Source organism: Bradyrhizobium sp. USDA 4510 (assembly GCF_054059095.1).
The window spans coordinates 7576512-7590844 of record NZ_JBSSBT010000001.1 but is presented as its reverse complement, the minus strand read 5'-3'; the positions used below and the strand labels follow the sequence as shown (position 1 = coordinate 7590844).

Below are 14333 nucleotides of genomic sequence, written 5' to 3'. Positions count from 1 at the left end.
AGCATCAGTCCGGATGCCGCACCGCCGCTCACACGATCCGCGAGGTCTTGTTGCCCCAATAGCGGTCACGCAGCAGGCGCTTGTAGAGTTTGCCGGTCGGCAGCCGCGGCAGCTCGGCTTCGAAATCCACCGAGCGCGGCACCTTCTGGCGCGACAGCGAGCCGGCGCAGAATGCGATCAGTTCCTCGGCAAGCTCCGGCCCCGGCGCGATGCCGTCGACCGGCTGCACCACCGCCTTCACTTCCTCGCCGAGATCGACATTGGGCACGCCGAACACCGCGGCGTCGGCGACCTTGGGATGGGTGATCAGGAGGTTCTCGCATTCCTGCGGATAGATGTTCACGCCGCCGGAGATGATCATGAAGGTGGCGCGGTCGGTGAGATAGAGGAAGTTCTCGTCGTCGACATAGCCGACGTCGCCGACCGTGCTCATGCTGCCGTCGGCCGAGCGCGCCTCGCCGGTCTTGGCGGGGTCGTTGAAATATTCGAATGGCGTGGCGGTCTTGAACCACACGGTGCCCGGCGTTCCCTTGGGGCAAGGCTGCATGTTCTCGTCGAGGATATACAGATCGCCGAGCAGGACCCTGCCGACGGTGCCGCGATGCGCGAGCCACTCCTCGCTGTTGCAGGCGGTGAAGCCGAGCCCCTCGGTCGCGCCGTAATATTCGTGGATGATGGGGCCCCACCATTTGATCATGTCGTCCTTGACCAGCGCCGGGCAGGGCGCGGCGGCATGGATCGCGATCTCGAGGGTCGACAGATCGTAGCGGGCGCGAACCTCCTCGGGCAGTTTCAGCAGGCGCGAGAACATGGTCGGCACCAGCTGGCTGTGGGTGATGCCCCATTGCTCGACCAGCTGCAGATAGCGCTCCGGGTCGAAGCTCTCCATAATGACGACCGTGCCGCCCATCCGGATGGTGAGATTGACCGCGGCCTGCGGCGCCGAGTGGTAGAGCGGCGCCGGCGAGAGGTAGACCATGCCCTCGCGGTAGTGCCAGAGCTTGGTCAGGAAATCGAACAGCGGCAGGTTCTGCGATGGCGGCTGCTCCGGCAGCGGCCGCACGATGCCCTTGGGCCGGCCGGTCGTGCCGGAGGAATACAGCATCGCGGTGCCGGCAAATTCGTCCGCGATCGGCGTTGACGGCAGGCCTGCGGTGGCCTCTCGCAGTCCGACAATGCGATCGCTCTCGCTTTCGCCGTCGACCACGATGCAGAGCTCGACCCGCAGGCACTCCTTCAGCGCCTCGCGCGCGATGTCGAGCTTCAGCTTCGAGGTGATCAGGATCCGCGACTGGCTGTTGGTCAGGATGTAGGCGAGTTCGCCCGCGGTGAGGTAGGAGTTGACGCAGGTGAAGTAGAGCCCGGCGCGCTCGCCGGCGCCGCAGGCCTCGAGGTAGCGGTTGTTGTTCTCCATGAAGATCGAATAATGATCGAGCCGACGCAGCCCCTGCTTGCGGAACAGATGCGCGAGCCGGTTGGAGCGCGCCTCGAGCTCACGATAGGTGACGGTCTCGCCGGTCCCGGCCATGATGAAGGCGGGTTGCAGCGGGCGCAGGTAAGCATGCTTGCCGGTATACATCGAACTCCAGATCCCCCTTGATCGTGCTTGTTCTTGTTTGACGCGTTTTCTTCACGCGAACCGGTACCCACTTCGCTCGAAAGCGCTCTATGCAGCCATCTCCAGAATCTCGCGAACCTGGGATGGATCGTCGATCTTGCGCGGATTGCGCGGCACCCAGGGCGTTCGCATCGCTTGCTTTGCGATGCGGTCGAAATGCTCGGGGCCGACGTGGACCTCCTGCAGGCTGCGCGGCATGCCGAGGTCGCGGATGAAGAGGTCGAGCACGTCGCCGGCGTCCGCGCCCGCATGTCCCATTGCGGCCGCGACCAGCGCGTGCCGGTCGGCATTGTCGCGCTTGTTCCAGCGCATCACCGCGGGCAGCATCACGCACGAGGTATAGCCGTGCGGCACGTCGAATTCGGCGCCGAGCACGTAGCCGATGCCGTGGCTCGCGCCCATCGGCACACCCGAGGCGAGCGGGCCGGTGGAGAGCCAGGTGCCGATCTGGCAATCCATTCGCGCCGAAATATCCTTCGGGTCGGCTTTCACCCGCGGCAGGCCGGCTGCCAGCATCTCCAGTCCCTTCAGCGCCTGCGCGTCGCCGTAAGGATGCGCCTCGCGCGAGCAGATGCCCTCGACGCAATGGTCGACGGCGCGGATGCCGGTCGACAGGAACAGCCATTCCGGCGTGTGCACCGACAGTTCCGGATCGAGGATGGTGGCGCGCGGCATCACCAGCGGATGGCGCAGCATCTCCTTCTGCCGCTTGGCCTCGTTGGTGACGCCGGCGATCGACGAGAACTCGCCGCCGGCGATGGTGGTCGGCACGCTGATCTGGCGCACGGTCGGTGGGTTCATCGCGGGCGAGACGCCGCCATGGGTGCGGATCGTCTCGATGCCGTCGGACGTCGTGACGTTGTTGGCGAGGCAAAGCTGCACCGCCTTGGCGCCGTCGGTGATCGAGCCGCCGCCGATCGTGACGATCAAATCCGCTTTCGCGCCGCGCGCCTGCTCCGCCGCCGCGATCACCGCGGCGCGCGGCGTATGCGCCGGCATCTTGTCGAAGGTGCCGACGCAGCGGCGCCCAAGCGCCGCGCGAACCTTCTCGATCTCGTCGGTCTCGCGGTTCAGCGTGCCCGACACCATCAGAAAGGCGCGCTCGGCGCCAATCCGGTCCAGCTGCTCGACGATGGCCTCACGCGCGGGCCGCCCGAACACGACCTCGTCCATGGCACCGAATACGACACGGCCTTGATGCAAGCGCCTGTCCTCCCTCAACACGGTCCGCCTTGCTGGCGGACCTTTGCGGCGAGGTTAGCGGAGGAAATCGGGGCCGTCATCAGGGCTCTGGGCCGGTGGTTTGATACGGTCGCGCCGCCCATTCCGCTGTCGTCCCTGCGAAAGCAGGGACCCATAACCACAGGGTTGCGTTGTTGAAGTGAGCTGTGGCCCGAGCGCTGGCTAAACAATTGGCATCGGTGGTTATGGGTCCCGGGTCGCGCGGAGCCTGTCATCGGGCGGCGCTTCGCGCCGACCCGTTGGCTTGCCCGGGACGACATCGAATATGTAGCGCTCGCGTGAGTCATACATCCGCATCCTCGCGGCGCGCTGCATCCGAGTCTTGCGTTTACTTGCCTCCCCCTGGAAGCAGAGGGCGCCCCGGAATGACGGTGAAAGCTTCAGGTCGAAATCGGATGACCGGCAGAAATCTTGACGGCAACATCGCCGCGTGTGTTACACCTCGAAAGCAACAGGGACGTGCGCATGACATCGACCGTCGATCTCGCGAAACTGCATATTGACGACTTCACGCCGCATCAGGATGCGGAGTTCGCGATGCAGGCGGAGAGGGATTGCGTCGTGCCGCTGAAGCTCGCCAAGGTCGAGCCCGCGGGCAACAGCGGCCGGCCGGGCGGCGCGTTCTCGCTGCTGTTCGCGGGCCCGAAGGGCGCGTGGCTGCCGCAGGCGATCTATCCGGTGCGGCATCCGGCATTGGGCGTGATCGAGATGTTCCTGGTGCCGATCGGTCCGGTCGCGGACGGCAATGGTTATCAAGCGATCTTCACCTGACGCTCTGCCGCCCGCCAGCGCATCAGGTCGTAAACGCCCTTGTCTTCCTCGGTGATGAAGCCGAGCCGCCGGTAGAGCCGCATCGCCGGGTTGAGCTTCTCGACGTGGATCGAGACGTCCTTGCCGGCGGCCTTCGCCTCGTCGATCGCGTCGCGCAGCAACGCTTCGCCGTAGCCCCTGCCGCGATGCTCGGGCAGGAAGGCGATGTCGATGATGCGGTGCTGGCTCGGCCAGCGTTCGAGATAGAACCGGCCGACGTCTTCACCCTGGCGCGCGATCACCAGCCAATCGGCGTTCGGATAGTGCTGCTGGTAGTGCGCGTGCTGGGCGCGGAATTGCTGCTCGAGAAAGGCAGCCTTGTCGGCCTCGCTCCACGGCACCGGCGCAAGTTCCTCGGCGCGCGTCGAGGCATAGAGGCGGCCGAGGAACGGCAGGTCCGCCTCCGACAGGCGGCGAAAGCCGCAACCGACTTCGGCCGCGCGCGCCCAGCCGAAGGCGGACGTGATGGTGCCTGGCGCGTCGAGAGCCAAAACGAGCTCAGCCTCGCGCCGGGAAGACGCCCTGCAGTGCGATGCAGAAGTTCAGCGTGAGGTAAGGTTGCATGTTGTTGTGCGGAAGGTTGCCGCCCGTCATGCCGATCATGGTTGCGTTCATCTGCGTCAGTGTTGGCGCCGGGCTCCCGGGCACGTAGGCGAACGCGTTGGCCGATTTGCCGAGGATGCGGGTCGGGCTCGGGACTTGAACGTCGGCCGTGTCCTGCGTACCGACGTTCACAGGGTGGTTGTGCTGCGGTATCTGGTTTTGCAGCAGCGTCACATTGGGGGAGCCGGTGGTCTCGCCGAGGTCATACAGCGACAGCCCCGGGCCCTGTCCGGGCGCCAGCGGCGCGTTGCCCTGCATGTTGGGAAGCGCGAAATTCGAGGTGCCGTTGCCGCCATAGGTGACGCCGAGCAGCGAAAACAGCGCCGTGTTCTGCGAGATCGGCAGGATCTGGCCGCTGCAGAAGGCCCAGCCCTTGGGAGCGAAGTTGAACGGAAAGATGCGGATTTCGGCGACGAAGGGGTCGGCCATGGTGTCGCGCTCCTAGCCCTGGCTCGGGAAAATGCCGGACAGCGAAATGATGAAGGTGACGCAAAGCAGCGGCTGCAAATTGCTGTGCGGCAGGTTTCCGCCGGTATTCGTCAGCATTCCGCCTGCCATGGGCCCGTCGGGCGGCTGGCCGTCGATATACATCGCGATTGTGCCGGTCGTCTGATCGAGAATATTTCCCTGCGGGTTCGACGCGGTGCCGGTCTGCTTCGCGGCGATGAAGGCGTGCGAATGCTGCGGGATCGTCTGCGTCGTGAGTGTCACGTTTTCGACGCCGCCAGTCTGCCCCATGGCATAGGTCGTGCCGCTGCTGGCGGTGCCCGTGTGGATTGGCACACGGCCGCGCAGATCGGGGACCGCGAAGGTGGATTGGCCATCGCCGCCATAGGTGGTGCCGATCAGATTGAACAGCGCGTCGTACTGGGAGATCGCCAACAGGCTGCCGTCACAGAAATTCCATCCGACCGGGGCAAAGCTGCCGCCGAACATACGGATTTCGCCTAAATAGGATTCTGACATCGGCGCTTCTCGTCAATTCTGCGAGGGGAAAATGCCCTGGAGGGCAATGCTGAAATTGATCGTCAGGAACGGTTGCATGTTCTGATGGGCCTGGCCGCCGCCGGCATTGCCCACGGTCAATGGATTGAGCGGGGTGATGTCGGTCGTCGACGTGCTGTAGCCGTTGTTGAAGGCACCGAGATAGGCCCCCGAATCGAGCGGCTGGCTACCGTTGCTGTTGGTGGCGTTGGCCAAATGATTGTGCTGCGCCATCTCGTTGATCGTGAGCGTGTGGCTCTCCTCGCCGCCGCGTTGGCCGAGCGTATAGCCGGGGCCCATACTTATCGGCACCCGGCCTCGAAGGTCGGGCAGGCCAAAAGTGACGCGCCCGTCCCCGCCATAGGTCGTACCTAGCAACGAGAACAGTGCCTGATTCTGAGCGATGGGAAGCAGTTGGCCGTTGCAAAATGCCCAACCCTTGGGCGCAAAGCCGAACGACATCATGCGGACTTCGGAAAGAAACGGATCGGCCATCGGTCCTCCGCGAATACGTCGTACGATTTGTGAAAAATTCGAAGCAATGATGCTGCGTGTGCAACGTCTGCACGATAGCGTGTTTTGCGGCTAGTGCAACCTCAACGATTGTCTGGTTTCCGCGATTTTTTCGATTCCGCGGCCGCGCGAGCCATTCGCAGTTCGCGACGAGACGGTATCGCTGCTGACGGGACCGTTGTCACGAATCGGACATGTCCAAGCGGACATCATGAGGCGATTGAAGTTTGCCGGGTCGACGGAAGCGCGGATCCCATCCATCTGAGGCAAGCCTGCCGGAACGCTTCGGCAGGCGTTGTGTAGTCGATACGGTGCCCGGTCAGACGATCAGGTCATGGTGCAGCTGGGCGTGGTTGTCGGTCGGCGTGCCGCCCATGGCGGCAAACGTCGCCTCATGGCCGACCCACCATGGGGTGCCGGCATTGGCGTGCCCGCTGAACAGATCGGACCAGGTCTGGGTGTTCGCGGCCGGGTCCGCGTGGCTCGTGCTGGCCTGCGACGGCGTCTGGGTGAACGACGAGAAGTCGAAGCCGTCGCGGTTCAGAGTCGAGGATGTGTTGCTCTGCATGGGCATCGCCTTCGCCGATCCCACGTTGGCCTGCGTGACATCCGCGGCGATTGGGAGCCGCCGCTCGCCGTCGGCGAGACTGATATACATCAGGTCGTTGACATCGGATGACGACGTCAGGTCGGGGAGGCCGAGCACGTGTCCCAATTCATGGACCACGGCGGTCAATAGATCGAGATGACCGGCGGCGGCCGTCGACGAATCGGTCTGCAGATCGGAGCCGGAAGCATTGAGCGCGTGGGTGAACTCAAAATTGTCAAACGGTGTCGAATCAACAAACCAGCCATGGCCGGCGGCGTCGGCATCGATCGTGATGTGGCCGGCGCTTTCCAGGCCGACGACCTGGCCGGCGAGATCAGCGACGCTGAAGGTGACGGCATGCAGCGCGGCCAGTTGATCCGCGTCCACGCCAGCCTTTGCCCATTGGGTAATGGCCGCCGAGACGACCGAGTCGAGCTGGCTTTGCGTCAGGTGGGTTTCACCAGGGGTCGCGATGGCGGCCTGCACGCCGCCATCCGCGGCGATCAGCGGCGACGAGCCGAAGCCGTTGGTGCTGCCCGCCGTGACGCTGATGGTCGGTGCCGTGGTGACCGTATTGTGCGCCAGGACGTAGGCTGAAATCGCGGCGGTATCGGTGGAGCCGCCGCCGTAGGACGTGCCGTCGCCCGCGTGCAGGCCGACGGTGGTGGCAAACCGATCGCGCAGCCGGATGTCGGTGCCGGTCGCGCCCGAACCGAGGAACTGATTTTCCTGGGCGCCGGTGCCGCCCAGCGTCAGCGAGACGCTCTGCGCATCGCCCGCGACCGTGCCGGCATTAAGTTCGAAGCCATGAGCGCCGAACGCACCCGGGTTGGACACCGTGTTGCCCATGACGATCGCGGTCAATAGGGCGTTGCCGCCGTTCGCAGCGTCACCGGTCTGCAGTTCGATTCCGTCGTTGTTGTACTGATACAGATGATTGTTGGTGATCGTGACGCTGGAATTGGCCCCGCCCATCGTGACGAAGCCGATGTCACTGCCCTGGGCGGAGCCGCTGTTGGCGACGCCGGCGACGCCGATCGTGTTGGAATCGATCGTGCCGTTGAACGAGCTTGCTCCTGATCCCGTGCTGATGCCGAGCGCGGTGCCGAGGGCATCACGCATGGTATTGTTGGCGATGTTGAAGGTCAGGTTGGCGTGGTCGCCGGTCCCGCCGGAGCTGATGGTGATGCCGCCGCCGCCCGAGACGATATTCTGGTTGTTGTTCGAGAAACTGTTTCCGTTCAGCACGAGGTCCGAGTTGACGCCGCCGTGCAGATCGAGCTGGAACAGGTCGCCGCGCGCCGACGTGAATGTCGAATTCTGCACGGTCGCGTTGAATGTTCCGTCGGTGGCCTGGAACACCAGGGCATCGCCCGAGCTGTTTCCGGCCGCCGAATTGGTCGCGAAGGTCGAGCCGGTAATGGTGATGCGGTTGAGTGTCTGACCGCTGTTGTTGAAGACGTGGAACGCATCGAGCGCTGCGCCCGTGAAGGTCGAATTCGTTACCGACGCCGTGCCGGACAGGCCGGTGAAGTAGACGTCGCCCTCGCCGATGCCGCCGACGTTGGTGCCGTTGGTGCCGGTCACCGTGGTGTTGCCGAGGGCAAAGCCGGTGACGCTGGTGCCGACGATGCCGTAGTTCTGGAAGTCGTGCATCGCCAGGTAGGAGAGCTGAACGTCCTTGGTGTTGTTCAGATAGACGCCGCTGCCCTGCGTGGTGCTGCCGTCGGCGCCGGTCTTATTGGCGATGGTGCCGCCGCTGCCCGCCGTCGAACCGTCGCCGGTGATGTGCAGGCCGCCATTGCCGGCGGCCGTGCCGGTATTCGACAGGATGATGCCGTTGTTGGACCCACCGCTCGAGGTGATGCTCTTGAGGATGAGGTTGGACGAGCCGATCTGGGTGTTCTCGACATCGAGCGCGGTGCCGGTGCCTGACGTGATGGAGTTGTTGGTGCCGGTCAGCGTGATGGTGCCGCCATGCGTGAAGCTCATGCCGGTGCCGCTGGCAGTCTTGACCGTGATGTCGGACATCGTGACGGTGCCGACATTGAAGCCGTCGTCGCTGATGCCCACGCCGGTCGAGGCCGAGGTGTCGATGCTGACGCCGCTAATGCTGTGGCCCGAGGTGCCGAGCAGGTCGATGCCGTTGTCGGCGCCGGTCACCTTGATCACCGGATCGGTGCCGGTCGCGGTGTTCGCGGTCACCACAGCGCCGGTCACCGGATTGGTGAACGTCAGGGAGTGACTGCCGCCGACCAGGTTGACGCCATTGGCGAGGTTGATGCCGTTGGCCTCGGTATAGGTGCCGGACCTCAGCACGACATAGTCGCCAGAGCCGGCCGGATTCGCCGCGTTGTAGGCGGCGATCGAGGTGTATGGATCGGCCGCGGTGCCGAGATTGGCGCTGTTGGCCAGCGCCGTGGGCGAGTTGTCGATATAGAACACCTGCGGGACGACGCCGACGTGGAAGGTCTGGGCGCCCGACGTGAGCGGCCCGCCGGTGCCGGTGTTGCCGTTGTCGTTGATGTTCAGCGTGACGGTATCCGAGCCGGTGAAGCCGTCGTCGCTGTTGTATGTCAAGGTCGCCAGCGCGGTGTTGACCTGTGCGACGGTGCCGGTCAGCGTCACCGTGTGGCTGCTGTTGTTGGTGGAGCTGGCGAGCCCGGCGGTATTGAAGGTCAGGTTCGCATGGCTTGAGGCAATCGTCGCCGTGACGTTGCCGCTGGCGGCATCGATGTCGGCGACCGAAAGTCCTGAAATCGCGAGGTTGGTGTGCGAGAACGCCGTTCCGATCGAATTGTCCGCCGGCACCGACGCGGTCGGGCCATCGTCCACGGCGGTGACGCTTCCCGTCGTCGATCCTGTGCCGGTGTTGCTGCCGCCATTGGCGGTGCCGCCGTCATCGTGCACGGTCAGGCTGTAGGAATGCGCGGTGGTGTCGGGGTTTTCGCTGGTGTTGTTGAACTGAATCAGGTCCAGCGCCGCATTGTAGTGCGCAAGCGTGTCGGTGCCGGTGAAGCTGATCGTTTCGGTGCCCGCGGTGCTGGTGATCTCGAAGTGGATGCCGCCGATATCGCCGCTGTTGCCGGCGTGGCCTGCGATCGACAGCGCATCCGACGGCTTCAGATTGTTCAGAACGAAGGTCGCATCGGTCAGGTTATTGCCTTCGGCGTCCGTGATCGTCAGGTTCGGCGTGATCGTGACCGGCGTCGAGTTCGCTGCCGGGGTGCCGTTCGGCGGCTCGGAGAAGCCGGTGATGGCCCCGAAGCTCACGACCGGCGCGTCGTTGACCGGCGTGACGTGGATGATCGAGGTCGAAGTGTTGCTATTCGCCGAGCCGTCATTGACGGTGAAGCTGACGGTGCGATCCGCGCCGGACGGATTGTCGCTCGAGTTGAAGTAGGTGATGGAATCGAGCGCGGCCTTGTAGTTGGCGACGCTGGAGGAGCCAAATAGCGTCAGCACGCCGGTCAAGCTGTTGTACGATCCGGAGATGCCGTTTTGGCCGGCGAAGCCCAGCACGTCCTGGCCGGCGGCGAAGCCGCCGGTGATCTGCACCGTCGCGCCGGTCATATTGGCGCTGTCGACATCGGTCACGTTGACCGACGCATCGATCACGGTCGCGGCCTGGTTTTCGGTGTAGTTCAGCGTGCCGCCGGCGGTCGTGACCGGCGGATCGTTGACCGGCGTGACGTTGATGGTGCCGGTGACCGGCGTGGAGGTCGCCGTGCCGTCGTTTGCGATGATCGTGACGGTGCGCGCCAGGCCCGACGGGTTGTCGCTGGTGTTCTGATAGGTCACCGAGGCGAGCGCCGCCTGATAATCGGCGACGCTGGCGGTGCCTGTCAGCGTCAGCATGCCGGTTCCCGCATTGAACGAGCCGGTGATGCCGTTCTGGGACGTAAAGGCGAGGACGTCCTGACCGTTCGCGTAGTTGCCGGTGATCTGCACCGTCGCGCCGGTCAGCGTAGTGTTGTCGACGTCGGACACGATGATCGCCGGGTCGAACGCGGTCGCGGCCTGGTTCTCGGTGTAATTGAGGGTGTGACCGGCGGTGACGACGGGCGGGTCGTTGACCGGGGTGACGTTGATGGTGTCGGTGACCGGCGAGCTGTCGAGCGTGCCGTCATTGGTCGTGATGGTGACGGTGCGCGCCAGCCCGGACGGATTGTCGCTGCTGTTGATGTAAGTCACCGACGCCAGCGCGGCCTGGTAGTTCGCGACGCTGGAGGAGCCGGTCAGCGTCAGCGTTCCGGTCGCGGCATTGAACGAGCCGGTGATGCCGTTCTGGTTGGTGAAGCCGAGGACATCCTGGCCGCTGGCATAGTTGCCGGTGATCTGCACCGTCGCGGACACCAGATTGGCGTCATCGCCGTCGGTGACGGTGATCGCCGAATCGATCACGGTCGCGGCCTGGTTCTCGGTGTAGTTCAGCGTGTGGCCGGCGGTGACGACCGGCGCCTGGTCGACCACGACGGCGATGGTGAAGGTCTGCTGGCTGTGCAGCGTACCGTCGCTCGCATCGACCGTGACGTCATAGGACGGGTCGGCAATGTTGATCTTGCTGGGATCGGCGACCGTGATCTTGCCGGTGGTCGCATCGATGGTGAAGCCGCCGCCGGAAGTGTCGCCGACCAGCGAATAGGTCACGGCGGGGCCGTTGACGTCCGTCGAGGATGCCGTGACGCTGGTTCCCGCGCCGACCGGTGCGTTGACCGCAACGCGGTTGGCGCCGGCGTCGGCATCGACCGGGGTCGACGGCGCGACGTCGGTGACGGCGATGGTGAAGGTCTGCGAACTCGTGAGCAAACCGTCGCTGGCCTGCGCGGTGACGGTGTAGGCGTGTCCGGCCGGGCTTTCGTAATCGATCTTGGAGCTGTCCGCGACGGTGATGACGCCCGTCGTCGCATTGATGGTGAAGCCACCGCCGGAGGTGTCGCCGATCAGCGACCAGGTCACGGTTGGGCCGTTGACGTCGGTTGCCGCCGCGGTGATGCCGACGGTCGAGCCGTTGGCAGCGCCTTCGGCGATCGTGTTGGTGCCGGCGTCGGCATCGACCGGGGTCGACGGTGCGGCGTCGTTGACGGCGATGGTGAAGCTCTGCGAGCTCGCCAGCGTTCCGTCGCTGGCCTGCGCGGTCACCGTATAAGAATGGGTCGGGCCGCTGCCCTCATAATCGATCTTGGTCGGGTCGGCGACGGTGATGACGCCGGTCGTCGGGTCGATGGTGAAGCCGCCGCCGGAGGTGTCGCCGATCAGCGACCAGGTCACGGCCGGGCCGTTGACGTCGGTCGCATGCGCGGTGATGCCGACCGCAGTGCCGGCGGCCGCGCCTTCGACAACGCTGTTGGCGGCGGCGTCGCCGTCGACCGGCGTCGATGGCGCAACATCCGCGATGTTGATGGTGAAGGTCTGCGAGCTCGCTAGCGTGCCGTCGCTGGCTTGCGTGGTGACGGTGTAGCTGCCGCCCGAGCTTTCGAAATCGAGCTTGCTCGAATCGGCGACCGTGACGACGCCGGTTGCGGCATTGATGGTGAAGCCGCCGCCGGAGCTGTCGCCGATCAGCGACCAGGTCACGGCCGGACCGTTGATGTCGGTCGCCGACGCGGTGATACCGACGGTCGAGCCGTTGGCTGCGCCTTCAATGACGGTGTTGGCGCCGGCGTCGGAGTCGACCGGGGTCGACGGCGCGACGTCGGTGACGGCGATCGTAAAGGTTTGCGAACTCGCCGTCGTGCCGTCGCTGGCCTGCGCGGTGACGGTATAGGAATGGGTCGGACCGCTGCTCTCGTAATCGACCTTGGTGCTATCCGCGACGGTGATGACGCCGGTTGTCGCGTCGATGGTGAAGCCGCCGCCGGAGGTGTCGCCGATCAGCGCATAGGTCACCGGCGGGCCGTTGACGTCGATCGACGACGCCGTGACACCGACGGTCGAGCCGTTGGCGGCGCCTTCGGCGATCGCATTGGCGCTGGCGTCGCTGTCGACCGGGGTCGAGGGCGGGGCTTCGGTGACGGCGATGGTGAAGGTCTGCGAGGTCGCAAGGGTGCCGTCGCTGGCCTGCGCGGTAACGGTATAGGCGTGGCCGGGCGCGCTTTCGTAATCGAGCTTGCTCGGGTCGGCGACGGTGATGACGCCTGTTGTCGCGTTGATGGTGAAGCCGCCGCCGGAGCTGTCGCCGGTCAGCGAATAGGTTACCGCCGGGCCGTTGATGTCGGTCGAGGATGCGGTGACGCCGACCGTGGTGCCGACGGCCGCACCTTCGACGACGGTATTCGCGGCAGCATTGCTGTCGACCGGGGCCGACGGCGCAACGTCGGTGACGTTGACGGTAAAGGTCTGCGTGCTGGTCTGCGTGCCGTCGCTGGCCTGCGCGGTGATCGTGTAGGCGTGGCCGGGCGCGGTTTCGAAATCGACCTTGGTGGGATCGGCGACGGTGACGACGCCGGTCGCGGCGTTGATGGTGAGGCCGTGGGCATCGCCGACCAGCGAATAGGTCACGGTGCCGCCATTGATGTCGGTGGCGTGCGCGGTGATGCCGACGGCGGTGCCGATGGCGGCGCCTTCGACCACTGTGTTGGTCGCGGCGTCAGAGTCGGTGGGAGCCGACGGCGGGGCGTCGGTCACGCCGATCGTGAAGGTTTGCGTCGTCGTGGTCGCGCCACTCGTCGCCTGCACCGTGATGGTGTAGGCGTGGCCCGGCGCGCTCTCGTAATCGAGCTTGTTCGGATCGGCGACGGTGACGACACCCGTCGTGGCATTGATGGTGAAGCCGCCGCCGGAGGTGTCGCCGGTCAGCGAATAGGTGGTTGCGGGGCCGTTCGGATCGACCGCGGAGGCGGTGATGCCGACCAGCGTATTGACGGCAGCGCCTTCGACGACGCTGTTGGCGGCGGCATTAATGTCGACCGGGGTGCTGACCGCCACGTCGTTGACGTTGATCGTGAAGCTCTGCGAGCTGACGCCGCCATGGCCGTCGCTGGCCTGGACCGTGATGGTGTAGGCGTGGCCCGGCGCGGTCTCGAAGTCGATCTTGGCGGAATTGGCGACGGTGACGATGCCGGTGGTGGGATCGATCTTGAAGCCGCCATTGGAGGAATCCGATGTCAGTGAGTAGGTGACGCCGGGGCCGTTGACGTCGGCCGACGACGCGGTGATGCCGACCGAGGTGTTGACCGCGGCGCCCTCGTTGACGGCGTTGGCGGTGGCGTTGCCGTCGGTCGGTGTCGAGGGCGGCGCATTGCTGACCGCGATCGTGAAGCTCTGCGACGAGACGAAGATACCGTCGGTCGCCTGCACATTGACAACGTAGCTGCCGCCGGAGCTCTCGAAATCGACCTTGGAGGGATCGGCAATCGACACGACGCCGGTATTCGGATCGACCTTGAAGCCGCCATGCGAGGAATCGGACGCCAGCGAATAGGTGACCGGAAGACCGATCAGGCTGGTGGATTGCGCGGTGATGCCGACCGATGTATTGGCTGCGGCGCCCTCAACAACCGTGTTGGCGCCGGCATTGGCGTCGGTCGGAGGCGACAGGAAGCCGGGCACGGGCGGCCACGGCGTGCCGGGAGGACAACCCAGGTAAAGATATTGCAGACCATACGTATTGACGAACGCCTGCGCGGCCGGATCCAGAATGATATTGCCGCTCGGATCGAGATGAAGCTCGGGGCGGGTTAAACCACCGATTGTATAGGCAGGTATGGTCGTCATGAGCACTCCCGCGATCGGCGTGAAAGCCGATCAACTAACTACAATTTTTGGGGACGACGAGGTGTGAAGCAGTTCACACGTTGAGGTTGACTACTTACGATCCGAGATCGCACCGGTCCGCTCGCAATATGCGGACACCGCGACGGTTGCGGAGTCCCGACATCAGCAAGTTCAAATGCGCTTGCCATTACGTAATCGCTTCCACTCACTCACGCCGCGAGAAAAGCCCAATGAATGTTCGAGAAAAGCGCGGCGGCC

8 protein-coding genes are annotated in these 14333 nt (G+C 64.9%); 1 reads left to right on the top strand and 7 read right to left on the bottom strand.

Annotated features, from left to right (window positions below; translation table 11 throughout):
* Positions 1-28 precede the first annotated feature (28 nt).
* Both ACVMDN_RS35345 and ACVMDN_RS35340 read right to left on the bottom strand, forming a co-directional pair.
* Entirely contained in the window at positions 29-1579 is a 1551-nt protein-coding gene (locus ACVMDN_RS35345) for an AMP-binding protein (protein ID WP_076834874.1), read from the bottom strand.
* An 87-nt stretch (positions 1580-1666) separates the two neighbouring features.
* Positions 1667-2821, bottom strand: coding sequence for an iron-containing alcohol dehydrogenase (locus tag ACVMDN_RS35340; protein ID WP_076834875.1), 1155 nt, complete (start codon positions 2819-2821; stop codon positions 1667-1669).
* Positions 2822-3325: 504 nt separating this feature from the next.
* On the opposite strand from ACVMDN_RS35340, the gene ACVMDN_RS35335 reads away from it, so the two are divergent.
* Positions 3326-3631: a DUF6916 family protein gene (locus ACVMDN_RS35335; protein WP_244559026.1), complete on the top strand. Its 306-nt coding sequence runs from the start codon at positions 3326-3328 to the stop codon at positions 3629-3631.
* Here ACVMDN_RS35335 and ACVMDN_RS35330 read toward each other — a convergent pair.
* From ACVMDN_RS35330 to ACVMDN_RS35310, 5 genes are all read right to left on the bottom strand, one after another.
* Entirely contained in the window at positions 3613-4161 is a 549-nt protein-coding gene (locus ACVMDN_RS35330) for a GNAT family N-acetyltransferase (RefSeq protein ID WP_244559027.1), read from the bottom strand. The two genes, ACVMDN_RS35335 and ACVMDN_RS35330, sit on opposite strands and share 19 nt — an antisense overlap.
* 7 nt (positions 4162-4168) lie before the next feature.
* Entirely contained in the window at positions 4169-4702 is a 534-nt protein-coding gene (locus ACVMDN_RS35325; RefSeq protein ID WP_076834877.1) for a phage tail protein, read from the bottom strand.
* 12 nt (positions 4703-4714) lie between these two features.
* Positions 4715-5209 carry a phage tail protein gene (locus ACVMDN_RS35320; protein ID WP_253588614.1) on the bottom strand — a complete coding sequence of 165 codons (495 nt, stop codon included), beginning with the start codon at positions 5207-5209 and terminating at the stop codon, positions 4715-4717.
* Positions 5210-5251: 42 nt separating this feature from the next.
* Positions 5252-5752: a phage tail protein gene (locus ACVMDN_RS35315; RefSeq protein ID WP_076834879.1), complete on the bottom strand. Its 501-nt coding sequence runs from the start codon at positions 5750-5752 to the stop codon at positions 5252-5254.
* A gap of 337 nt (positions 5753-6089) precedes the next feature.
* Positions 6090-14075, bottom strand: coding sequence for a cadherin domain-containing protein (locus tag ACVMDN_RS35310; RefSeq protein WP_141339961.1), 7986 nt, complete (start codon positions 14073-14075; stop codon positions 6090-6092).
* Between the last annotated feature and the right edge of the window lie 258 nt (positions 14076-14333).

Excerpts from the sequence above, each read along its gene's own strand:
- ACVMDN_RS35345 (WP_076834874.1), bottom strand. The coding sequence starts at position 1,579 with ATGTATACCGGCAAGCATGCTTACCTGCGCCCGCTGCAACCCGCCTTC.
- ACVMDN_RS35335 (WP_244559026.1), top strand. The coding sequence starts at position 3,326 with ATGACATCGACCGTCGATCTCGCGAAACTGCATATTGACGACTTCACG.
- ACVMDN_RS35325 (WP_076834877.1), bottom strand. The coding sequence starts at position 4,702 with ATGGCCGACCCCTTCGTCGCCGAAATCCGCATCTTTCCGTTCAACTTC.
- ACVMDN_RS35320 (WP_253588614.1), bottom strand. The coding sequence starts at position 5,209 with ATGTTCGGCGGCAGCTTTGCCCCGGTCGGATGGAATTTCTGTGACGGC.
- ACVMDN_RS35315 (WP_076834879.1), bottom strand. The coding sequence starts at position 5,752 with ATGGCCGATCCGTTTCTTTCCGAAGTCCGCATGATGTCGTTCGGCTTT.
- ACVMDN_RS35310 (WP_141339961.1), bottom strand. The coding sequence starts at position 14,075 with ATGACGACCATACCTGCCTATACAATCGGTGGTTTAACCCGCCCCGAG.